The organism is Novosphingobium decolorationis (assembly GCF_018417475.1).
Classification (GTDB): Bacteria; Pseudomonadota; Alphaproteobacteria; order Sphingomonadales; family Sphingomonadaceae; genus Novosphingobium; species Novosphingobium decolorationis.
In genome coordinates this window covers 638,434-661,007 of the sequence record NZ_CP054856.1, presented here as the reverse complement: position 1 = coordinate 661,007, position 22,574 = coordinate 638,434, and the positions used below count along the sequence as shown (strand labels likewise).

Below are 22,574 nucleotides of genomic sequence, written 5' to 3'. Positions count from 1 at the left end.
GTCATGGCACTCGCCGACAAGGATCGCATTTTCACCAACCTCTACGGGTTCCAGCCCTGGAACCTGAAGGAAGCCATGGCGCGCGGCGCCTGGGACGGCACCAAGGATATTCTTGGCCGTGGCAAGGAAGCCATCATTGAGGAAATGAAGGCCTCGGGCCTTCGCGGACGCGGCGGCGCAGGCTTCCCGACCGGCCTCAAGTGGTCGTTCATGCCCAAGGAGCCGCCCAAGGACGCAGCCGGCAATCCCAAGCCCAGCTTCCTCGTCATCAACGCGGACGAATCCGAGCCCGGCTCGTGCAAGGACCGCGAGATCATGCGCCACGACCCGCACCTTCTTTTCGAAGGCGCGCTGGTGGCCGGTTTCGCAATGGGTGCCCGCGCGGCCTACATCTACATTCGCGGCGAATACATCCGCGAAGCCGAAGTCCTCTTCGCCGCGCGTGAAGAAGCCTACGCGGCGGGCCTGCTCGGCAAGAATGCTTGCGGTTCGGGTTACGACTTCGACGTCTTCGTCCACCGTGGTGCGGGCGCGTACATCTGCGGTGAGGAAACCGCGATGATCGAGAGCCTGGAAGGCAAGAAGGGCCAGCCCCGTCTCAAGCCGCCGTTCCCGGCCGGTGCCGGCCTCTATGGCTGCCCGACCACCGTGAACAACGTGGAATCGATCGCGGTTGCGCCCACCATCATGCGGCGCGGCGCGGCCTGGTTCTCGAGCTTCGGCAACGAGAACAACCGCGGCACCAAGCTGTTCCAGATCTCGGGACACGTCGACAAGCCCTGCGTCGTGGAAGAGGAGATGTCGATCTCCTTCCGCGAACTGATCGAGAAGCACTGCGGTGGCATTCGCGGCGGTTGGGACAACCTCCTCGCCGTGATCCCGGGTGGTTCGTCGGTTCCGCTGGTGCCCGCCAAGGATATCATCGACTGCCCGATGGACTACGACGGCCTCAAGGCCGTGGGCTCCGGCCTCGGTACCGCGGCGATCATCGTCATGGACAAGTCCACCGACATCGTGCGCGCCATCAGCCGCATCTCGTACTTCTACAAGCACGAGAGCTGCGGCCAGTGCACGCCGTGCCGCGAAGGCACGGGCTGGATGTGGCGCGTCATGGAGCGCCTGCGCACCGGCGATGCGTCGGTTGAAGAAATCGACATGCTGTTCCAGGTGACCAAGCAGGTCGAAGGCCACACCATCTGCGCCCTTGGTGACGCCGCTGCATGGCCGATCCAGGGTCTGATCCGTCATTTCCGCCCCGAGCTGGAACGCCGGATTGCCGAAAACATGCCGGAGGCTGCTGAATAATGCCCAAGGTCAAAGTAGACGGCGTAGAAATCGAGGTACCGCAGGGCGCAACCGTCCTGCAGGCCTGCGAACTCGCCGGCAAGGAAATCCCGCGCTTCTGCTACCACGAGCGCCTGAGCATCGCCGGCAACTGCCGCATGTGCCTGGTCGAGGTGAAGCCCGGACCGCCCAAGCCGCAGGCGTCCTGTGCGCTGCCCGCCAACGAAGGCCAGGAGATCCGCACGGACTCCGAGATGGTCAAGAAGGCGCGCGAAGGCGTGATGGAGTTCCTCCTCATCAACCACCCGCTCGACTGCCCGATCTGTGACCAGGGCGGCGAGTGCGACCTTCAGGACCAGTCGGTGGCCTATGGCCGTGGCGGTTCGCGCTACGACGAAAGCAAGCGCGCCGTCACCACCAAGAACATGGGCCCGCTCATCAAGACCACGATGACGCGCTGCATTCACTGTACCCGCTGCGTGCGCTTCTCCGAGGAGATCGCCGGCGTGGACGAGATCGGCGCGATCTATCGCGGCGAGAACATGCAGATCACGACCTACCTCGAGAAGGCGGCCACGCACGAGATGTCGGCCAATGTGATCGACCTGTGCCCGGTCGGCGCGCTGACTTCGCGTCCCTACGCGTTCGAGGCCCGTCCCTGGGAGCTCAAGAAGACGATCGGCATCGACGTCTCCGACGCTGTGGGTTCGAACATCCGCATCGACAGCCGTGGCCGTGAAGTGCTTCGCGTGCTTCCGCGCGTCAACGATGACGTCAACGAGGAATGGATCTCGGACAAGGCGCGCTACCAGGTCGATGGCCTGACCAAGCGCCGTCTCGACAAGCCGTTCCTGCGCAAGGACGGCAAGCTGGTCGCGGTGAGCTGGCAGGAGGCCTTCTCGGCCATCGCTTCGCTCAATCCGGGCAACTCGATTGCGGCCGTCGCGGGTGACATGCTCGACTGCGAGACAATGTTTGCGGCCAAGAAGCTGCTCGGCGCGCTCGGTTCGTCGCTCCTGGAAGGTCGTCAGACCGGCATGGACTACGACTGCTCGAACCTGGCCGCGGTGAACTTCAATACCGGCTTCAACGACATCGAGACGGCTGACGCGATCCTGATCGTGGGCAGTCAGGTCCGCACCGAGGCTCCGCTCGTCAACGTCCGTCTGCGCAAGGCGGTCAAGCGCGGTGCCAAGGTCTTCCTGATCGGTCCGGAGTGGGAAACCACGTTCGGTGGCGAGTTCCTCGGCGAAGACCTCTCGGTTCTGAACCAGCTTCCCCAGCACGCGTGGGATGCCCTTTCGGCTGCCAAGCGTCCGGCGATGATCGTCGGCGGGGCAGGGCTGGGCCGTGGCGGCCTCGAAGCATCGCTTTCGATCGCCAGCCAGCTCAAGCTCGTGCGTGAACTGGAAGACGGTTCGACCTGGAACGGCTTCAACGTCCTGCACCTCTCGGCGGCCCGCATGGGCGGCCTGATGCTGGGCTACGCACAGAAGGGCGGTATCGCCGATCTCGTCGCTGCCGCTCCCAAGGTGCTGCTGGCGCTGGGGTCGGACGAAGTGGACTTCACGAAGTTCGCGAACTCCATGGTCGTCTACATCGGCCACCACGGGGACAAGGGCGCGCACGCGGCCGACGTCATCCTGCCGGCTGCGGCCTACACCGAGAAGAACGGCACGTACGTCAACACGGAAGGCCGCGTTCAGCTTTCGGACAAGGCGGTCTTTGCTCCGGGCGATGCCCGTGAGGACTGGACGATCCTGCGGGCCATGGCCGATGCCTTCGGGGTCTCGGTCGGCTTCGACAGCTTCGAGGAACTGCGTGCCGCAATGGCCGCTGAGGTTCCTGCACTTGGCAGCGAAGGTCTGGCCGACTACGGCCAGGACCTGCCTGTCGGTGGCGGCTCCGCTTCCGGTGTGATCGCTTATCCGATCAAGGACTTCTATCTGACCAACCCCATCGCGCGCGCCAGCGCGGTGATGCAGCAGTGTTCGGCTGAACTGCTTCACGGGGAAGAGATCGCGGAGGCCGCGGAATGACCGCTTTCTTCCAATCGCTTGGAATGACCTATGACTGGGCGTGGTTTGTCGCGACCATCTGCGGCATTCTGCTCATCGCCCTGCCGCTCATGCTGGCCGTTGCGATGATCATCTACGTCGACCGCAAGATCTGGGCTGCCATGGCGCTTCGCCGTGGCCCCAACGTGGTCGGCCCGTTCGGCCTCCTCCAGTCGTTCGCAGACGGTCTGAAGGTTTTCCTCCAGGAAACCATCGTTCCCTCGGCCGCGAACAAGGGCATCTTCCTCATCGCACCGGTGGTGACCTTCACCATCGCGCTGATGGCCTGGGCGGTGATCCCCTTCAACTCGGGCGCGATGCTCGCCGACATCAACGTCGGCCTGCTCTACATCCTCGCGATCAGCTCGCTGGGTGTCTACGGCACGATCATGGCGGGCTGGGCTTCGAACTCGAAGTATCCCTTCTTCTCGGCGATGCGCGCATCGGCCCAGATGATCTCGTATGAAGTCTCCATTGGCTTCATCATCATCTGCGTCGTCCTGTGGTCGGGTACGTTCAACATGAACGACATCGTCAAGGCGCAGCAGGGCCATGTCTTCGGCATCTTCAACGGCTTCGTGTTCAATCCGCTGCTGTTCCCGATGTGGGTGATGTTCCTCATCTCCTCGCTGGCGGAAACCCAGCGCGCGCCCTTCGACCTTACCGAGGCGGAATCGGAACTCGTGGCCGGTTACCAGACCGAGTACTCGTCGATGGCGTTCGCCGCCTACTGGCTGGGTGAATACGCGAACGTTCTTCTGATGTGCGCGCTCAACACCACGCTGTTCTTCGGTGGCTGGCTACCGCCGCTGGACTGGGCGCCGCTGTACCTTGTCCCGGGCTTCATCTGGTTCCTGCTCAAGGTCTTCTTCTTCTTCTTCGTCTTCTCCTGGGTGAAGGCGACCGTCCCGCGCTACCGCTACGACCAGCTGATGCGTCTTGGCTGGAAGGTCTTCCTGCCGGTTTCGCTCCTCTTCGTGGTCCTGGTCTCGGGCTACCTGATGCTGACGAGGTATTCCTGATGAGCGTCGCTCAACTCGTAAAGTCCTTCACGCTCTATGAGTTCGTGAAGGCCCACACCCTGACGCTGAAGTACTTCTTCAAGCCGAAGGCGACGATCAACTACCCCTTCGAGAAGAACCCGCTTTCGCCTCGCTTCCGTGGTGAGCATGCCCTTCGCCGTTATCCCAACGGCGAGGAGCGCTGTATCGCGTGCAAGCTGTGCGAGGCAATCTGTCCGGCACAGGCGATCACGATCGAAGCCGCGCCGCGTGACGACGGTTCGCGCCGTACCACGCGCTACGACATCGACATGACGAAGTGCATCTACTGCGGCTTCTGCCAGGAAGCGTGTCCGGTGGATGCGATCGTCGAGGGGCCGAACTTCGAATACGCGACCGAAACGCGCGAGGAACTGCTCTATGACAAGGCTAAGCTTTTGGCGAACGGCGATAAGTGGGAGCGGGCAATTGCCGCGAACCTTGAAGCCGATGCGCCGTATCGCTAGGGGGCTCGCGGGGTCATGATTCACGTTATTGCCTTCTATCTCTTCGCGGTGATGACCGTTGCCTCGGGCGCGATCACCATCCTTTCGCGCAACCCGGTGCATTCGGTCCTCTGGCTGATCCTGGCGTTCTTCAATGCGGCCGGCCTGATGGTCCTGGTCGGTGCCGAATTCATCGCGATGCTGCTTGTCATCGTTTACGTGGGCGCGGTCGCCGTCCTGTTCCTGTTCGTCGTCATGATGCTCGACATCGACTTCGCCGAACTGCGTGCAGGCTTCGTTCGCTACTTCCCGCTGGGTGCGCTCGTGGCGCTCGTACTTCTGGCTGAAATCGTCCTCGGGATTGGTGCCTACCGCGCCGGTTCGCTCGAGCTCGGCACGCCGGACGGTACCGCAGCCGTCGCCGAGGGTGTCTCGAACACCACCGCGATCGGTGCGCTCCTCTACAGCCGCTACCTGTTCCTCTTCGAGGCAGCCGGTATCATCCTGCTTGTCGCCATGATCGGCGCCATCGTCCTGACCCATCGTCAGCGCGGCGAGGCTCTCGTTCAGAACATCTCCAAGCAGAACGCGCGTCGTCCCGACGAGGCGACCGTCAACGTGAAGCCCGAAGTGGGCAAGGGGGTTACGCTGTGATCGGCGTCGAACACTATGTCGTGGTGAGCTCGATCCTGTTCGTGCTTGGTGTCCTCGGCATTTTCCTCAACCGCAAGAACGTGATCATCGTCCTCATGGCGATCGAACTCATCCTGCTTGCGGTGAACATCAATCTCGTTGCGTTCAGCGCCTTCCTGGGTGACCTGACCGGCCAGATTTTCGCCATGTTCGTTCTGACCGTTGCCGCAGGTGAAGCCGCGGTGGGTCTGGCGATCCTCGTTATCTACTTCCGTGGCCGCGGCACCATCGCCGTCGACGACGTCAACCGGATGAAGGGATAAGGCCTTGCACCCGATCCTGATCATCGTATTCCTGCCGCTTCTGGCAGCGATCATCACTGGCCTTGGGAACAAGGATCTCGGTGGAATGCCGGCCAAGGTCATCACGACCGTGGGCCTGTTCATCTCCGCTGCCCTGTCCTGGTCGGTCTTCATCCCCTACCTTACCGGCTCGGCCGAGCCGACGGTGGTTCCGGTCCTGCACTGGGTTGCCTCGGGTAGCTTCGTCTTCGACTGGGCGCTGCGCGTCGATACGCTGACCGCGGTCATGTTGGTCGTCGTGACGTCGGTCTCCTCGCTCGTGCACCTCTACTCGTGGGGGTACATGGACGACGAGCCGGACAAGCCGCGCTTCTTCGCCTACCTCTCGCTCTTCACCTTCATGATGCTCATGCTGGTGACGGCCGACAACCTGGTGCAGATGTTCTTCGGTTGGGAAGGCGTGGGCCTCGCCTCGTACCTTCTCATCGGCTTCTACCTGCGCAAGCCTTCGGCAGGGGCCGCCGCTATCAAGGCCTTCGTTGTCAACCGTGTTGGTGACCTTGGCTTCATGCTCGGCATCTTTGCGACCTACATCGTCTTCGGCACCGTCTCGATCCCCGAGATCCTTGATGCGGTTCCGGGCATGGCGGGCTCGACCATCGGCTTCCTCGGCATGCGTGCCGACACGATGACGGTGATCACGCTGCTGCTGTTCGTGGGCGCGATGGGCAAGTCGGCACAGCTGGGCCTCCACACCTGGCTCCCGGACGCGATGGAAGGCCCGACCCCGGTCTCGGCCCTCATCCACGCGGCGACCATGGTCACCGCCGGTGTCTTCATGTGCTGCCGTCTCTCGCCCATGTTCGAAGCCAGCGCGACGACGATGACGGTGATCACCTTCATCGGTGCGGCCACCTGCTTCTTCGCGGCTACCGTTGGCTGCACGCAGTGGGACATCAAGCGCGTGATCGCGTACTCGACCTGTTCGCAGCTCGGCTACATGTTCTTCGCCATCGGTGTCGGCGCGTTCGGCTCGGCGATGTTCCACCTCTTCACGCACGCCTTTTTCAAGGCCCTGCTGTTCCTCTGCGCCGGTTCGGTCATCCACGCGATGCACCACGAGCAGGACATGCGGTTCTACGGGGACCTTCGCAAGAAGATCCCGGTAACCTTCTGGGCCATGACGATGGGCACGCTGGCCATCACGGGCGTGGGTCTTTTCGGTGTCGGCTTTGCCGGGTACTACTCGAAGGACTCGATCATCGAAGCCGCTTTCGCAAGCGGCACCTCGATGGGCCTCTTCGCCTACTGGATGGGTATCGCCGCGGCGCTCATGACGAGCTTCTACTCGTGGCGCCTGGTGTTCCTCACCTTCTTCGGCAAGCCCCGTTGGGCCGGTTCGGAGCACATCCAGCACGCCGTTCATGATGCGCACGGCCACGGTCATGACGACCATGGCCACGGCGATCACGGCCACGCACTCGAAGGCACCGGTGGTTACCACCCGCACGAGAGCCCGCTGGTCATGCTTCTGCCGCTGATCATCCTCTCGGTTGGTGCTGTGGTTGCCGGCTTCGCGTTCCAGCACTGGTTCGTCAGTGAGGGCACGGGTGAGTTCTGGAAGGGCGGTCTCGTCTTCCACGAACACCTGATCCACGCGATGCACGGTGTCTCGGGTATCTATAAGTACATGCCCTTTATCGTGATGCTGATCGGCCTGGTCATTGCCTGGTACGGTTACATCAAGAACACGTCGTTCCCCGCCAAGGTCGTGGAGCAGATCGGTCCGGTCTACACCTTCGTCTACCGCAAGTGGATGTTCGACGAACTTTACAATCTCGTGTTCATCAAGGGCGCCTTCGCTTTCGGCAAGCTGTTCTGGAAGGTGCTCGATATCGGGATTATCGACCGGTTCGGTCCGGACGGCGCGGCCTGGGTCGTGTCCAAGGGTTCGACCTACGCGCAGAAGGTCCAGTCGGGCTACCTGTACAGCTACGCTCTTGTCATGCTGCTGGGCCTTGTTGGCGCCATCAGCTGGGTGATCGCGGGATAAGATGATGAGTGGTTTTCCGATCCTCAGTCTGATGCTCCTGGTGCCGCTCGCGGCGGCACTGGTGTGTCTTTACCTTGATGCCAAGTCAGCGCGTGTCCTCGCGCTGGCGGCAACCCTGGCCAATCTGGCTCTTGGTGTTGTCCTTTGGCTTAACTTCGATGTGGGCGGTGCCCAGTGGCAGTTCCAGGAGAGCCACGAGCTCTTCGCGGGCTTCAAGTATGCCTTGGGTATCGATGGCATTGCTCTGCTCCTGATCATGCTTTCCGTCTTCCTCATGCCGGTCTGCATCGGCGCGAGCTGGAAGTCGGTCGAAAAGCGTGTGGGCGAGTACATGGCCGCCTTCCTGCTGGTCGAGATGCTCATGATCGGCGTGTTTGCCGCTCAGGATCTCTTCCTGTTCTACATCTTCTTCGAAGCTGGCCTGATCCCGATGTACCTGATCATCGGCATCTGGGGCGGTGCGGACCGTATCTACGCGTCCTACAAGTTCTTCCTCTACACGCTTCTCGGCTCGGTGCTGATGCTGATCGCGATGCTGTGGATGGTGAACGTGTCGGGCACGACCGACATCCCGACCCTGATGGCCTACGATTTCGATCCGCAGGCGCAGACCTGGCTGTGGCTGGCCTTCTTCGCGAGCTTTGCCGTGAAGATGCCGATGTGGCCGGTGCACACCTGGCTTCCCGCAGCGCACGTTCAGGCGCCGACGGCAGGCTCGGTCATCCTGGCCGGTGTCCTTCTGAAGATGGGTGGTTACGGTTTCATCCGCTTCTCGCTTCCGATGTTCCCTGAAGCGTCGGCGCAGTTTGCGCCGCTGATCTGGGGCCTCTCGATGACCGCGGTTGTCGTCACCTCGCTCATCGCGCTGGTGCAGGACGACATGAAGAAGCTGATCGCCTACTCGTCGGTTGCGCATATGGCGATCGTCACCGTCGGTCTCTTCGCGTTCAACGCGCAGGGTCTTGAAGGTTCGATGCTGGTCATGCTGAGCCACGGCCTCGTGTCGGGTGCGCTGTTCCTGTGCGTGGGCATCATCTACGATCGTCTCCACACCCGTGAGATCGCCCGCTACGGCGGTCTTGCCATCAACATGCCGCGTTACGCGCTGTTCTTCCTGCTGTTCACGATGGCTTCCATCGGTCTGCCGGGGACCAGCGGGTTCGTTGGCGAATTCCTGAGCCTTGCAGGCGCCTACCAGGTCTCGAGCTGGGTTGGCCTTATCTCCACCACCAGCATCATCCTGGGTGCGGCCTACATGCTCTACCTTTACCGCCGGGTGGTCTTTGGCCCCCAGAAGAACGCCGATGCCGCCGCCATGCCGGACCTGGACGCGCGTGAGATCCTGATGGTTGTCGCGCTTGGTATCCCGGTCCTGTGGATGGGCATCTACCCTGAGAGCTTCATGGCTCCGATGCGCGCCGATATTGCTGCGCTGGAAGCCCGGATCGCCCGTGCGGCGCCGGAGGGTGATGCCAAGCCGACGGCAGGCAATCCTAAGCCTGCGCACGAAGAAGTCTCTGCGCATGGGGGGGCACACTGATGGACTGGTCGCAGTCGCTGCGCCTGATCGCGCCTGAAGAAACAATCACCGTCGCAGGCCTGGTTCTGCTCCTTGTCGCCGCCTGGGGTGGGGACAAGGCGAGCCGCCTCATCTCGATCGTGTCGGTCGCCACGCTCGTCGCGGCCATGGCTCTTGTCGCTCCTGCCCTTTGCGGCGGGGCGATGGGGCCGGAAACCTCGGCCTTCTTCGGCCAGTTCCGCGCGGACGCCTTTGCCAGCTACGCCAAGATCCTGATCTATGGTTCGGCCGCGGTGACGCTGGTTCTCGCGCCGAGCTACTTCGAACGCTACGATTCGATGCGTGCCGAATTCCCGCTGCTCGTGCTTTTCGCGAGTGTGGGCATGGGCATGATGGTCTCGGCCGCCGATCTGCTGACGCTCTACATCGGCCTCGAGATGATGTCGCTCTCCTCCTATGTCCTGGCTGCCATCCTGCGCAGCGACGGACGTTCGGCTGAAGCGGGCCTGAAGTACTTCGTGCTGGGCGCTCTGGCTTCGGGCATCCTGCTCTTCGGCATGAGCCTGACTTACGGTTTCGCGGGGACCACCTCGTTCGCCGGGATTAATTCCAGCGTTTCGGAAGGTCTCTCGAACGGCGCGCTGTTCGGCATCGTCTTCATGCTGGCCGGTCTCGCCTTCAAGATCAGTGCAGTGCCGTTCCACATGTGGACGCCGGATGTCTATGAAGGTGCGCCCACGCCGGTGACGACCTTCTTCGCCACGGCGCCCAAGGTGGCGGGTCTTGGCCTCATCATGCGCGTTCTTCTGGATGCCTTTGGCGAGCAGGCGGCGGCCTGGCAGCAGATCATCCTGTTTGTCGCGCTGGCCTCGATCGTCGTGGGTGCCCTTGGCGCCATCGGCCAGAGCAACATCAAGCGCCTGATGGCGTACTCGTCGATCAACAACGTGGGCTTCATCCTCGTGGGTCTTGCCACGGCGACCCAAGCAGGTGCCTCGGGCATGCTGATCTACGTGACCATCTACGTTGCGATGTCGATTGCCGGTTTTACCGCGATCCTCATGCTCAAGGACGAGAACGGCAACTACGTCGAGGACATCCCCAAGCTGGCCGGTCTTTCGCGCACGCGTCCGGGCCTCGCCCTGGCGCTGGCAACCGTGATGTTCAGCCTTGCCGGTATCCCGCCGCTGTTCGGCTTCTGGGGCAAGTTCGTGGTCTTCCAGGCGGCGGTCCAGGCTGACATGCTCGCGCTAGCCTTTATCGGTATCGCAGCTTCGGTGATCGGTGCCTTCTATTACCTCAAGGTCGTCAAGGTCATGTACTTCGACGAGCCCGCCGACGTTGTGAAGGGTGAGAGTGACATCTGGCACAAGCTCATCCTCGTGGTGGCCTGTGCGTTCATCTCGCCGTTGGGTTACCTGCTGACCTCGTGGCTGGGTGAGACCGCCAACACGGCAACGACCGCTCTTTTCGCTGCTCTCTGATCTGGATCTGTCTTGATCCGGTATATTGAGGAAACCGGTTCGACCAACTTCGACTTGGTCGACCGGTTGAAGCGGGGCGATTACCTTCCCGAAGGCGACTGGCTGGTCGCAGACCGCCAGTCGCAGGGAAGGGGGCGCCTGGGCCGTGACTGGTTCGATGGCTCAGGCAATTTCATGGGTTCGACGGTGGTCCATTGGGGCCCCAGCCAGCCCGCTCCGTCAACACTGGCGTTTGTCGTTGCGTTAGCCGTTCACGAGGCCGTGGGCGGCTTTCTGCCTTCCCGTGATGACCTTGTCATCAAGTGGCCTAATGACCTTCTGCTCAATGGCGCGAAGCTGGCGGGCGTTCTCCTGGAGATGATCCAGGGACGTGTCGTTGTCGGTGTGGGGGTCAACCTGTGTTCGGCCCCGGATTTGCCCGACCGGCCCGCAACGAGCTTGTGTGCCTACGGTGTGACGGTTGATCGGGACACTTTTGCCGAGCGCCTTCACGAGGTTTTCACCCTGGAGCTGGAACGCTGGCGCGGGGCAGGGCTTGCTCCGGTGCTGCGGCGCTGGCAGACTGTGGCCCATCCAGAGGGGACGGTCCTTCGCGTTCATCCTCCCGGTGAAGAGCCAGTTTCGGGGCGTTTTGCCGGGCTGTCGCCGGAAGGGAGCCTGCGGCTGCGTTGCGCGGATGAGACTGTTCGCGAGATCCATGCCGGCGATGTGTTTCTACCCGATAGTCCGGGTTGAGTTAGAGGTTGCCTTTCATGCTGCTTGCGATTGATGCCGGGAACACGAATGTCGTGTTTGCGCTGTTCGAGGGTCCCGAGGTGCGTGCGCGCTGGCGGATTGCTTCGGATGCGCGCCGGACGGGCGATGAATACGCCGTGTGGCTGATGCAGTTGCTCGACATCCACAAGGTGGACCGCGGCGCCATCGACAGCATCATCATCTCGACCGTGGTGCCGCGCGCGTTGCACAATCTCGAAGTGCTGTGCCGCCACTATTTCGATGTCGAACCACTCGTGGCGGGCGTTGGCAAGGCCACCTACGACATCGAGATCGACGTGGATGAGCCCCGCACTCTGGGTGCCGACCGCGCGGTCAACGCGATTGGCGCGCATGCCAAATACGAAGGAGACCTCATCGTCGTTGACTTCGGGACGGCGACAACCTTCGATGCGGTCGATTTCAATGGCGCCTACAAGGGCGGTATCATCGCGCCTGGCATCAACCTGTCCCTTGACGCGCTTGTGGGCAATACCGCCAAGCTGCCGCGCATCGGCATTGCTGTTCCGAGTTCGACGTCGGTCATCGGGCGCAATACGGAAGATCAGATGCTGATTGGTGTGTTCTGGGGTTATGTTGCGATGATGGAAGGCCTGATCGCGCGTATGCAGCGCCAGATCGGCCGTCCGGCGAAGGTGATCGCGACCGGAGGTCTCGCGGTGCTGTTCGACAAGGCAACCGACATTTTTGACGCCGTCGAAGCGAATCTGACGCTCGAGGGGCTGGCCATTCTTGCAGAGAGAGCATCGACCAAGTGATACCGGGTAAGGAACTGATCTTTTGTGCTCTTGGCGGCTCGGGGGAGATTGGCATGAACGTCAATCTTTACGGGTGCCAGGGCAAGTGGCTGATGGTCGATCTGGGCATGACCTTTGGCATGAACGAATATCCCGGTGTCGATCTGGTCTTTGCGGATCTGGAGTTCATCGAGTCCGAGCGGGAGAACCTGCTGGGCATCGTGCTTACCCACGCGCACGAAGATCACATTGGCGCAGTTCCCTATTTCGCACAGGATCTTGGTGTTCCCATCTACGCCACGCCGTTCACGGCCAAACTGGTCGCAGCGAAGCTGGAAGAGGCCGGGATCGCAGGCCAAGTCGAACTGATCGTGGTCCAGGACGAGGAACCCTTCGACCTGGGGCCGTTCGGCATCCGCTATGTGCCGCTTGCCCACTCGATTGCCGAAGGCAACGCGCTCGTCATCGACACGCCCTATGGCCGCATCTTCCACACGGGTGACTGGAAGCTGGACGAAGCTCCTCAGGTCGGAGTGCCTGCGACCGAGGAAGAACTGCGCGCGATTGGTGACGAGGGCGTGCTTGCCCTCGTTTGCGATTCCACCAACGTGTTCAATCCCAAGGCTTCCGGTTCCGAAGGCGCGGTCTACGAGGGCCTTCTCCAGGAAATCTCGCGCCATGAAGGGCGACGGGTCCTGGTGACGACGTTCGCTTCCAATGTGGCGCGCCTCCAGACCTTGGGCGCGATTGCCGTCAAGACGGGGCGCCAGCTCTGCGTCGCGGGGCGCTCGCTCGACCGGATCATCGGGGTTGCCAAGTCCTGTGGCTATCTGCCTGATTTTCCTGAGGTCATCGATGCGGATGAAGCCATGGATCTACCGCGTGACGATGTGCTGATCGTGGCGACCGGCGGGCAGGGCGAGGCGCGCGCTGCTCTGGCTCGCATTGCCGATGGCAACCATGCGATCAAGCTGGACAAGGGCGACGTGGTCCTCTTCTCAAGCCGCCAGATTCCGGGCAACGAGATCCCCATCGGACGCATCCAGAACCGTCTGGCGGAGGCCGGCGTCAAGGTCGTCACCGATCGCCAGAGCATGATCCACGTGTCGGGACATCCGGGCCGTCCGGAACTTGAAGCCTTGTACAGTTGGATCCGTCCCGAGGTCCTCATGCCGGTGCACGGCGAAGTGCGCCACATGAAGGAGCAGGCGGCCTTTGGCCGTTCGTGCGGAATTCCCAAGGCGGTGTTTCAGAAGAACGGAGACCTCGTCCGACTGGCTCCCGGGCATCCGGGCAAGTTCGGTGAGGTGCATTCCGGACGCCTGATCCTTGATGGCGACATTATTGCGCCGGCGGATGGCGAAGCGATGGTGATGCGGCGGCGCATTTCCTACCAGGGGGTGGTCTCGGTGGCTGCGACGCCGGATGGTAAGGTCAAGGTCAGTGCCGTTGGCTTGCCGCTCGATGAAGACTACGCCGATTTCGTGGCCGAGGCGGAGGAAGACGTCGCCAAGGCCCTGCAGCGCACGCGCAAGGCCACACCAGAGGACCGCCATGAGGCGGTGCGCCTTGCGACCCGCCGCGCTGCGACGCGCTGGTCGGGCAAGAAGCCCCAGGTCCAGGTGCTGATCCTGGGGAACGACTGAACACCTCCGGCCGACCCGCCGTCATAGGGCGGGCGGCCGGGAGAGGAGATGATGACGCCGATGCAATGGACGTCCCTGATCGCGATTTTTGGGCTATTCTGGGTTTTGAGTGCCTTCATTGTCCTGCCGATCGGCTTGCGCACGCCCGATGAGGTCGAAGGCCATGAGGTCCAGACAGGCCATGCCGATTCCGCGCCGGTGAATTTTCGTCCCGGCAAGGTGGCCTTGCGGGCCACGATCCTTGCTGCGGTCCTCAGCGCCCTGTTCACTCTGAACTGGTCCTATGGGTGGGTCACGCGCGAGGATCTCAACTTCTACGGCGAGATGCCGAGCGAAGACCTGGGCTACTGAGGTCTCTGCAAGCCGCGGCCCGATTACGGCCGCGGCTTTGCTTGTCTCAATTGCGTAGGCGTTCGATGGCCTGGGCGAGGGCCACGTAGAGCTTGCCCATGTCCGAGGAGAGCAAGGTCACCCCCATCGCATTGCCATCGCGGGTCGAGAGGACCTGGCGAAGGAGCGATTCGAAGTCGTGGATGTAGCGGCTCACGTGTTCGCGGAAGGCGTCATCGCTTTCGAAAGTCTGCTGGATAGCCTTGGCTTCGCTCGAATCGATAAGGGTGACGGCGCGTCGGGTGAAGATCCCGCGATCACCGCGCAGATAGGAGGCCCAGGCCGTGTCGGAGACCTCGCTCGACATGGCGGCGGCGATGTCGATGGCGTTGGAGTTGAGAGACTCCGTAATGAGCGCGGCCCGGCGGGCAAAATCATTGTTGACCTGTTCGCTTGCCCGTTCACGGGCTTCGTCGAGCCGCGCTTCCAGATTGCCGACCAGTTCCGTGACCTTTTCCATCTGCTCGCGCAGCTGGACCGTGGCCTCGCGGCTGACACCCGTTGCATGGGCAACGGCCTGCTCGAGCTGTCCCGAGATTTCGGCCGCCGTGGTCCGCATGGCCTTGTCGATGGCCTTGCCGCTTTCGTCCCCCAGCATCTGGGTCACGCTATCGATGCGAGCGGGCGCACTCGCTTCAATATCGGAGATCGCTTCGTCGAGGTTCTGGCGCAGATCGGCAATGGCTTGCGTCAGTTCGCCGCGCGCATGATCGGCGTTCTGAAGCAACGTGCCTTCGATCTCCGTCAGGCTGCGCTGCAGTTGCTCAAGGCGCTGGGCGTGATCGTTGGTGCCCTCGGAGATGGCGGCCTGCGCTTCGACAAGGTGTTGGTGCAGCCGGTCCAGTGACGTTCCGGATTGCAGGATCGTCTCGGAGAGTGCCTGACCGCTCGTCGACGAGTCCGCAAGCTTGCCACGGACTTCATCTATCGCGCTGTTGATCCGGCCGAGTTGCTCCTCGGAATGGCTAAGTGCCTGGGGCAGTTCGTGCTGCGCCTGACCGGAGCTGGCGCGCAGCAGGTCGAGCAGGCGCAGGCTGTCGTCCGTGAGCTTGGCAACATCGCCATCGGCCGCCGATAGCGAGGCGCGGCTCGCGGCCAGGTTCTCAGCCAGGCCGTGCAGCGACGCCGAAAGACGCCCTTCGGCATCGGCGCTTTGCGTTGCGATGGAGCGCAGCCGCGCGTCGAACTGTTCGAGCTGCGAGGTCACGCTGCGCGCGCGCTCGCTCAGCGCCTCGGCCTGGTGACGATGCCCTTCGAGCCGTTCGGCCACGGCGTTGTCGAGTTCGACCAGCATGTGCTCGATATGGGCCAGTGCATGGCGCTCCTGTTCGAGCTGGCGCTGGTGGCGTTCGCTCGCTTCGCTGGCGAACTGGCCGTCGCGGTCCTTCAGACGTGCAAAGGCGGCGTCGGCCTGCGCGCAGACTTCGGAGAGACGATCGGAGAAGGTGGCGAGCACGGTCTGCTGGGCGGAGGAAATCCGGTCTTCGGTGCGAGCCGCATCTGTTCCGAGGGCCTCGATGCGCTGGGAGAGCTGATCGAGCGTGGTTTCATGCGCCGCGACGAGCAGGTCGTGCGCGGTCTCATGCTCGGCCTTGAGTGTCTCGAAGCTGTCCTGAACGCTGCGGGTGGCCTGGCCTTGGGCATCCGTGAGGCTGCGACCGACCACGCCGCATTCCTCGCGCAGCGCGGAAAGACGTGCGCGCAGCGAGGTGAGGGTGGCTGCCTCGCTCTCGTCCAGTTGTTCGCGGGTCTGGTGGAGCTCGCTTTGGAGGGCGGCCGAGCGGGTGCGGATTGCTGCGAGCGCGTCGGTTTCGTGGCGCTCAAGCTCGCTCCGGAATTCCTGGCCCTTTTCGGCCAGGGCTTCGAAGCGCTGGCGGGCAAGGACTTCCAGATCCTCGCACTGGCCGGCGAACTGGGCGAGCGCCGCATCGACCGCGGTGCGCACGGAGGCAATCTGGCGTTCGTTCGCCTGCCCGAATTCGTTCAGGCGATGGAAGCCGGCGATCATGTCCTCGATCTGGGAGCGGGCTGTCCGCCCCGCGTTACCGATGTTGCTGGTCACATCCTTGGCCGAGCTGGCGATCACGGGAAGCTGGCCGCGCAGCTTCTCCATGTTGTCCAAGGCCGTGGTGCTGACCGTGCCGATGGTTTCGAGGCGTTCGCCGTTCTCTTCGATGAGTTCCTGCAGCTTGCGGGCGTTGCCCGAGAGCCGCTCTGATGCCAAGCGGCCCAGTGCTTCGAGATCACGCGACTGTGCCGCGACGAATTCGCGGGCAAGACTGAGTTCCCGATTGACGCTGAGAAGGCGGCGTTCGAGGCGCTCGCTTTCGAGCGAGAGAGTGCTCGCAATGTCCCCGAAGCGCTTGCCCTCACGCGTGGAATGGCGAAGGGCGAGCAGCCAGACGATGCCGATCAACAGCGGGGGAACACACCACTGGCTGATGAGGGCGGGAACTGCCGCGAGGGTGAAGTCCGCCTGGAAATAGGTCCAGTGGGCGGCGAGGAAGAGGCCGCTCCACGCCAGGAGGCCGAGACCCGACAGGGCCGGGGCGATCCAGCTTCTGGAGCTTCGCGCGTCGCTGCTTTCGAGCGTCGCCGTGTCGTCGCCGATCCAGGCATCGTCCCAATCCGAAGCGGGGGCGGCGTCCTCCGCTTCGCTGGAGGGCGCAAGCGCATCGCGCAGCCGGGTGGGGTCGTCGGCCTTGGCCTGCGTGGCGCTATCCTCGGTGGAGGCACCGCCGAACGATATGATCCTGCTATCTCCAGACATCGCTCTACGATACCACGCCGGGGGTCTCAGGAAACCCCGGATTAAGACTTGGTTCGGTAATCTGGGGATATGGCGTATGAGACCGGAGCCTTGGAAGCAACGTTCGCAGCCGCGGCGGGAGGCGATCCCGAGCTGCTGGCACAGCTGCGCCAGTCCTATCGCGAAAGTGTTTCACGTCAGGTGGATCTCTTGGCGCGGTCCCGGTGCGACGGGAACTGGACGCTCGCGGCCACGCGTTTGCAGGGTCTCGCGGCAAGTTTCCATTCCGGCGATCTGCACGTTCTTGCGCTCGAGGCGCTGGACGCGGCTCCGGGCGAGCCGGCAGTCCTGCGGCGTCTACGTGACTATTTGGAGCGTTTTCCCGATTCGTGAGGCCACCTGGCGCTTGGCACCCGGCGGCACGGGGCCTAGAAGGACGCCCTCGGTGGAGTGAGTGTTCTGCGCATAGCCTTGTTATCGATGACGGACCCAACCGGTGCCGGCCAGACCCCGCCGCGCGCCGGTCTGCGGGTGGCTGGAGCAAGTCTTGCCAGGCACCAGTTGGGTCTTGTCCTTGCCTTGAAGTGCCATCGCATCGTGTGCCTGGCCGCCGGCGGCTCGTCGGATGTTCAGGATCTGGAGCGCGCAGCCCAGGATGCGGGCGTGCAGTTCAGGATCGTTTCCGGCCCGCATGATGTCCCCGCCCAGGTGGGAGAAGCCGACGAACTGTTCGTCATTACCGACGGCTTGTTCGTTGATCCGGACGTGGCTCTCCCGCTTCTGGAAGACATTCGCAGCTGCGTCCTGGTGCAGCCCGTGGAAGGTGCCCGGACCGCTGGATACGAACGGATCGACCTCAATCGCTGCGCCGCGGGCCTGATGCGATTGCCGGGAAGCGTGGTGGACAGACTGCGCGAGGTGCCCGAGGAAAGTGACACGATCTCGATCCTGACACGCCTTGCCCTGCAAGCTGGTACGCCCATGCGCGATGTGCCGGCCGCTGTGTGCGGAGGCGCGAACTGGCGGCTTGTCACCTGCGAAGCCGACGCGATCGGCTTGGAGGAGGAGTGGCTGCACCGGCATTTCACGGCCGGTCGCGGACAGTCTCCGGGCAGGCTCCTGGCCCAGTATGGTGCCGTCGCGTTCGGAGCGACCCTTCTTCAGGTCGGCCGTGCGAGCAATGTCGTCAGTGCGGCGGCGCTGGTTCTTCTCGCTCTGGCGGGTCTGCTGGGCTGGTTCGGCTTGCCGGGAGCTGGCTTTTTCGTGGCCGGCCTGGCCTGGATCCTCATCGAGGGCGGGCGCAAGGTGCGGGCTGCCGAGCGCAGGCCGCTGGGCGAAGCTGTCCCGGCGATCGAACGGGCGGACGCGATGGTATGGCTGGTCGATGTTGTTCTGGCCGGTCTCGTCCTGCTTGCGGCCGAGCGTCTGCCCGGTCAGGACATCCTGCACTGGCTCTATGTGCCAGCGTCGCTTTTTCTCGTCATCGCGGTGGCTCCACGGATCCTGGAAGGATGGGCCGGGGCTCTCATCAGTGACCGCGCCGTGCTGGCCTTGCTTCTCGCTCTGGGCGCGACCTTCGGGCAAGTTCTCGGCGTTGCGCAGGTGCTCGCCCTGTCGATTCTCGTGGCCGAACTTGTCCTGGCGAAACGAGCGGGAGTATAACTTCGATTTAACCAAGGCCGGGTTAGGCACATGGCATGAACGACCAGGCAGCCTTCAGGGATGGAGCCCGTCAGCTGGAAAGCATGATGGGAGAGGAACTTGCGCGAGGCGATGCCTCGGCGCAAACGATGCTGCCCATTCTCAGGCACCTCATAAGCGCCCAGGACAACTCGGTTTTCAGCGATGAGATCCTTGCGCGCGTTCGCGGCATGGTGGGCGATCTGGCGGGCCAGCTCATGGCTGCACTCACGTCCTGCCGAAGCGATCCTGACTCGCTGGCAGATCAGGGGACGCAGACGGCCCTTCTGGGGCAGGCTCTTATCGACAATCCGCAGCTGCTTACGCACCTGCACGGGCTCGCGCTTGAATGGCAGCTGACCGAGCGGCTCCAGGCACGCCATGCTCTCGACCCGGTCGTACCACCCTTGCTGCAGGCCCTGATCTCCTCGAACGACCCGGAAACCCAGGACACCGCCATGCGCTTCCTCGCCGCGCAGGCGCGGTGGGGGCAGGCGCAGCGTCGCATGCGCCTGCCACTTGTCGAACTGCCGGGGGAACTGCTTCATGCCGTGCTGATGGCCCTGGTCCAGCTGGACGGCGCGAATCCGCGCTGGACAGCGGATTGTGAGCGCGCGGCAGCCGAAGTGCGCGCACGCTTCGATGAAGGGGCCTCCCGCATCGGGCTGGCCGCGCAGCTTATCCTGGCCCTTGGCGGGGGCGCACACGCGGCCCTGTCCGTCTGCAGCGCGGGACTGGCCCTTTTCCTGAGTGCGCTTGGTCTCGCATCGGGGCAGGAGCGCGATCACGTTATCTTCTCGACACACGAGGGGCAGATGGCCCGACTGGCCCTCTCGCTTCGGGCTGCCGGTCTGAAAACCGGGGCAATCGAGCAGGAGTTTCTGGCTTTGCATCCCGATGTCCTGCTTCCCGAAGGCTTTGGCAGTATTGGTGCGGACCGTGCGGCGGCCATTCTCAATTCGGTTGGGGGGCACGCCGATGCGTTCTGACGGCACCATTCTCGCGCGCGGACAAAGCGATGCCCAGGACTGCCTGCTGAGCGCCGATGAGCCGCTGGCCGGTCTGCACCTTCGTTGCGGCGGACAGCTGCCGGGGCCCATCGCCGTTCCCGAATTGATGGAGCTGGTGCGCAAGGCCAGGCGCTATGGCTTTCGCCTGGCCCGCGCCGTGTCCGCGCATGATGGCGGCGAGATCGTTACGGCCTGGGTGGAAGCCGAGCCGCGCGATGGTGGGCAGGGCTGCGATATCCGCATTCGCAATTGGCGCAGCGCGCCCCAGCCTTCCGAGGATTCCACGGCGAGCGAGGCGCGGAGAGCCGCGACCGACCGTCATCTGGCCGAGCTGACGGCCCGCCTGGACGCGGGGCAGCGTATCCTTGCCGTTGAGACGGAAAGCGCGGAATTGCGCGAACTCGCCGCGGCCATGGAGAACGGCATCGGACGGCTCTGGACCGATTTCCTGCCCCCTGAGAATGTGACCCACCATCAACCGCTTCACTGGCGGCTGCTCGATGGCAGCCGGGTGATCGTGCCCGCCTCTTCGCGCCCATTCCAGGTGCGCCTGCTTCCGGCGATGCAACCGGGTTTCGATCCGGCGGGCTTCGAACTCCTGCTGCTTTCGGATGTTCCGGCTCCCACGGCAGCGGCTTCGGTGGGAGGCGCGGCCCTGCCGAGCAATCGGCGGGGTCTGGTCGGGCAGGAACTGGCCCCGGTCCTGCGCCAGCCCATTGCCCGAATCATTGCGAATGCGGAGACCATTCGCACGCGCATGGCGGGTCCCTTGCCCGATGCGTACGCGGGCTATGCCAGTGAGATCTCGAGCGCGGGGCAGCTTCTGCTCGACCTGCTCGACGACCTTTCGGATCTGGAAGTTGTCGAATCCCGCGACTTCCAGACCGCGCCGGACCAGATCGACCTGGGCGAGGTTTCGCGCCAGGCCGCGGGTATCCTCAATGTACGGGCGCGGGAAAAGAGCATCGCCCTGATCGCGCCCGAACCCGGCGAGACACTGCCTGCCATCGCGGAATTTCGGCGCGTTCTGCAGGTGCTTTTGAACCTGATCGGCAATGCGATCCGCTATTCCCCGGAAGGCTCGCAGATCTGGATACGTCTGGAAGGCGACGGGGCGAACGCCCAGGTTATCGTGGCCGACGAGGGGCCGGGTATCTCGCCCGAGCAGCAGGCCCGCGTGTTCGACAAGTTCGAGCGTCTGGGGCGCGTGGGCGATGGGGGGTCGGGCCTTGGCCTGTTCATCTCACGCCGCCTCGCCCGGGCCATGGGTGGCGATCTCACGGTCGAGAGCGAACCTGGGCGCGGGGCGCGCTTCATTCTGACCGTGCCCGCAGATCCCGACGCGCCCTGACGGCACTGCCGCACGGGGTGGGGCTGACCGGAACCGCGCGCTCTTCCACAAAAAGCATGAAAGCAACGAAAAAGGCCCCCGCTATCGCGGAGGCCTCTTCGTTCAGATGGTCAGTTCCTGACCGTCTGCTCAACGCTGGCTGAGCGGCACGTAGTCGCGCTGCGTCGGACCGGTGTAGAGCTGACGCGGACGGCCGATGCGCTGGCCGGGATCCGAGATCATTTCGTTCCACTGCGCAACCCAGCCCACGGTGCGGGCAAGGGCGAAGAGCACGGTGAACATGTCGGTCGGGAAGCCGATCGCCGAAAGCACGACGCCCGAGTAGAAGTCGACGTTCGGGAAGAGCTTCTTCTCGATGAAGTACGGGTCGTTGAGGGCGATTTCCTCGAGGCGCATGGCGGTCTCGAAGAGCGGGTCCTGAACGTTGAGCGCTTCGAAGACTTCGCGTACGGTCGACTGCATGACCGTCGCACGCGGGTCGTAGTTCTTGTAGACGCGGTGACCGAAGCCCATGAGACGGAACGGATCGTTCTTGTCCTTGGCGCGCTCGATGTAGTGCGGAATACGGTCGGGAGTGCCGATTTCGCGCAGCATGTTGAGGCACGCTTCGTTCGCGCCGCCGTGGGCCGGGCCCCAGAGGCAGGCGATGCCGGCCGCGATGCACGCGAACGGGTTGGCGCCCGACGAACCGGCGAGACGCACGGTCGAGGTCGAGGCGTTCTGCTCGTGGTCGGCGTGCAGGATGAAGATGCGGTCCATCGCCTTTTCAACGGCGGGGATCACTTCATATTCCTCGGCGGGAACGCCGAAGGTCATGCGCAGGAAGTTGCCCGTGTAGGACAGGTTGTTGTCCGGGTAGAGCATCGGCTGACCGACCGAGTACTTGTAGGCAGCGGCCGCAATCGTCGGCATCTTCGCGATCAGGCGATGGCTGGCGATCTTGCGCTGTTCGGGGTCGGTGATGTCGGTCGAGTCGTGGTAGAACGCCGACAGGGCGCCGACGATACCGCACATGATGGCCATCGGGTGCGCGTCACGGCGGAAGCCCTGGTAGAAGTGACGCAGCTGCTCGTGGATCATCGTGTGACGGCTGATCGTGTACTCGAAGTTCGAGAGCTCGTCCTGGCTCGGCAGTTCGCCGTTCAGCAGCAGGTAGCTGACTTCCATGAACGAGGAGCTCTCGGCGAGCTGGCCGATCGGGTAGCCGCGGTGCAGCAGGACGCCCTCGCCACCGTCGATGTAGGTCAGCGCGGATTCGCAGCTTGCCGTCGACGTGAAGCCGGGGTCGAAGGTGAACTTACCGGTCTGGCCGTAGAGCTTGCGGATGTCGATGACTTCCGGGCCCACGCTGCCCTTGAGGACGGGGTATTCCAAATCCGCGCCGTCCGCGCTCAGTTTAACCTGATCACCCACCAGTTC

General features: G+C 63.4%; 19 protein-coding genes. 17 read left to right on the top strand and 2 right to left on the bottom strand.

What is annotated here, in order from left to right:
* Window positions 1-3: 3 nt before the first annotated feature.
* The 13 genes from nuoF to HT578_RS02915 are packed head-to-tail and all read left to right on the top strand — an operon-like array spanning window position 4 to window position 14,326.
* Complete coding sequence (gene nuoF, locus HT578_RS02975; protein ID WP_213502125.1) at window positions 4-1,305, top strand: NADH-quinone oxidoreductase subunit NuoF; 1,302 nt, start codon at window positions 4-6, stop codon at window positions 1,303-1,305.
* Complete coding sequence (nuoG, locus tag HT578_RS02970; protein ID WP_213502124.1) at window positions 1,305-3,323, top strand: NADH-quinone oxidoreductase subunit NuoG; 2,019 nt, start codon at window positions 1,305-1,307, stop codon at window positions 3,321-3,323. Before nuoF ends, nuoG begins: the two co-directional genes overlap by 1 nt.
* A complete protein-coding gene (gene nuoH, locus HT578_RS02965; RefSeq protein ID WP_039393247.1) occupies window positions 3,320-4,363 on the top strand; it encodes an NADH-quinone oxidoreductase subunit NuoH in 1,044 nt (347 codons plus the stop codon). Before nuoG ends, nuoH begins: the two co-directional genes overlap by 4 nt.
* Window positions 4,363-4,848: an NADH-quinone oxidoreductase subunit NuoI gene (gene nuoI / locus HT578_RS02960; protein WP_039393248.1), complete on the top strand. Its 486-nt coding sequence runs from the start codon at window positions 4,363-4,365 to the stop codon at window positions 4,846-4,848. The genes nuoH and nuoI overlap by 1 nt, the downstream gene beginning before the upstream one ends.
* A gap of 15 nt (window positions 4,849-4,863) precedes the next feature.
* Window positions 4,864-5,481 carry an NADH-quinone oxidoreductase subunit J gene (locus tag HT578_RS02955; RefSeq protein ID WP_213502123.1) on the top strand — a complete coding sequence of 206 codons (618 nt, stop codon included), beginning with the start codon at window positions 4,864-4,866 and terminating at the stop codon, window positions 5,479-5,481.
* The gene (gene nuoK, locus HT578_RS02950) at window positions 5,478-5,783 is read left to right on the top strand and encodes an NADH-quinone oxidoreductase subunit NuoK (protein WP_039393252.1); all 306 of its coding nucleotides are present in this window, start codon (window positions 5,478-5,480) and stop codon (window positions 5,781-5,783) included. Before HT578_RS02955 ends, nuoK begins: the two co-directional genes overlap by 4 nt.
* Window positions 5,784-5,787: 4 nt before the next feature.
* The gene (gene nuoL, locus HT578_RS02945) at window positions 5,788-7,815 is read left to right on the top strand and encodes an NADH-quinone oxidoreductase subunit L (RefSeq protein ID WP_213502122.1); all 2,028 of its coding nucleotides are present in this window, start codon (window positions 5,788-5,790) and stop codon (window positions 7,813-7,815) included.
* A 4-nt stretch (window positions 7,816-7,819) separates the two neighbouring features.
* Window positions 7,820-9,355, top strand: a complete 1,536-nt coding sequence (locus HT578_RS02940) for an NADH-quinone oxidoreductase subunit M (protein WP_039395335.1) — start codon at window positions 7,820-7,822, stop codon at window positions 9,353-9,355.
* Window positions 9,355-10,818, top strand: coding sequence for an NADH-quinone oxidoreductase subunit NuoN (gene nuoN / locus HT578_RS02935; RefSeq protein WP_213502121.1), 1,464 nt, complete (start codon window positions 9,355-9,357; stop codon window positions 10,816-10,818). The genes HT578_RS02940 and nuoN overlap by 1 nt, the downstream gene beginning before the upstream one ends.
* Before the next feature lie 12 nt (window positions 10,819-10,830).
* Complete coding sequence (locus HT578_RS02930; RefSeq protein ID WP_213502120.1) at window positions 10,831-11,553, top strand: biotin--[acetyl-CoA-carboxylase] ligase; 723 nt, start codon at window positions 10,831-10,833, stop codon at window positions 11,551-11,553.
* Between the two features lie 17 nt (window positions 11,554-11,570).
* A complete protein-coding gene (locus HT578_RS02925; protein ID WP_039393260.1) occupies window positions 11,571-12,350 on the top strand; it encodes a type III pantothenate kinase in 780 nt (259 codons plus the stop codon).
* A complete protein-coding gene (locus HT578_RS02920) occupies window positions 12,347-13,975 on the top strand; it encodes a ribonuclease J (protein ID WP_213502119.1) in 1,629 nt (542 codons plus the stop codon). Before HT578_RS02925 ends, HT578_RS02920 begins: the two co-directional genes overlap by 4 nt.
* Before the next feature lie 60 nt (window positions 13,976-14,035).
* Window positions 14,036-14,326 (top strand): DUF1467 family protein, encoded by a 291-nt coding sequence (locus HT578_RS02915; protein ID WP_213503984.1) that lies wholly within the window; start codon window positions 14,036-14,038, stop codon window positions 14,324-14,326.
* 46 nt (window positions 14,327-14,372) lie between these two features.
* Here HT578_RS02915 and HT578_RS02910 read toward each other — a convergent pair whose 3' ends face one another.
* The gene (locus HT578_RS02910; protein WP_213502118.1) at window positions 14,373-17,135 is read right to left on the bottom strand and encodes an ATPase; all 2,763 of its coding nucleotides are present in this window, start codon (window positions 17,133-17,135) and stop codon (window positions 14,373-14,375) included.
* Between the two features lie 69 nt (window positions 17,136-17,204).
* Here HT578_RS02910 and HT578_RS02905 point away from each other — a divergent pair, with 69 nt between their 5' ends.
* The 4 genes from HT578_RS02905 to HT578_RS02890 are packed head-to-tail and all read left to right on the top strand — an operon-like array spanning window position 17,205 to window position 21,155.
* Entirely contained in the window at window positions 17,205-17,507 is a 303-nt protein-coding gene (locus HT578_RS02905; protein WP_039393264.1) for a hypothetical protein, read from the top strand.
* Between the two features lie 57 nt (window positions 17,508-17,564).
* Window positions 17,565-18,776 carry a hypothetical protein gene (locus HT578_RS02900; protein ID WP_239026460.1) on the top strand — a complete coding sequence of 404 codons (1,212 nt, stop codon included), beginning with the start codon at window positions 17,565-17,567 and terminating at the stop codon, window positions 18,774-18,776.
* 35 nt (window positions 18,777-18,811) lie between these two features.
* Window positions 18,812-19,783 (top strand): hypothetical protein, encoded by a 972-nt coding sequence (locus HT578_RS02895; RefSeq protein WP_213502117.1) that lies wholly within the window; start codon window positions 18,812-18,814, stop codon window positions 19,781-19,783.
* The gene (locus HT578_RS02890; protein WP_213502116.1) at window positions 19,773-21,155 is read left to right on the top strand and encodes a sensor histidine kinase; all 1,383 of its coding nucleotides are present in this window, start codon (window positions 19,773-19,775) and stop codon (window positions 21,153-21,155) included. The genes HT578_RS02895 and HT578_RS02890 overlap by 11 nt, the downstream gene beginning before the upstream one ends.
* A gap of 129 nt (window positions 21,156-21,284) precedes the next feature.
* Here the strand turns inward: HT578_RS02890 and HT578_RS02885 are convergent, their stop codons facing one another.
* Window positions 21,285-22,568, bottom strand: coding sequence for a citrate synthase (locus tag HT578_RS02885; RefSeq protein ID WP_039393269.1), 1,284 nt, complete (start codon window positions 22,566-22,568; stop codon window positions 21,285-21,287).
* Between the last annotated feature and the right edge of the window lie 6 nt (window positions 22,569-22,574).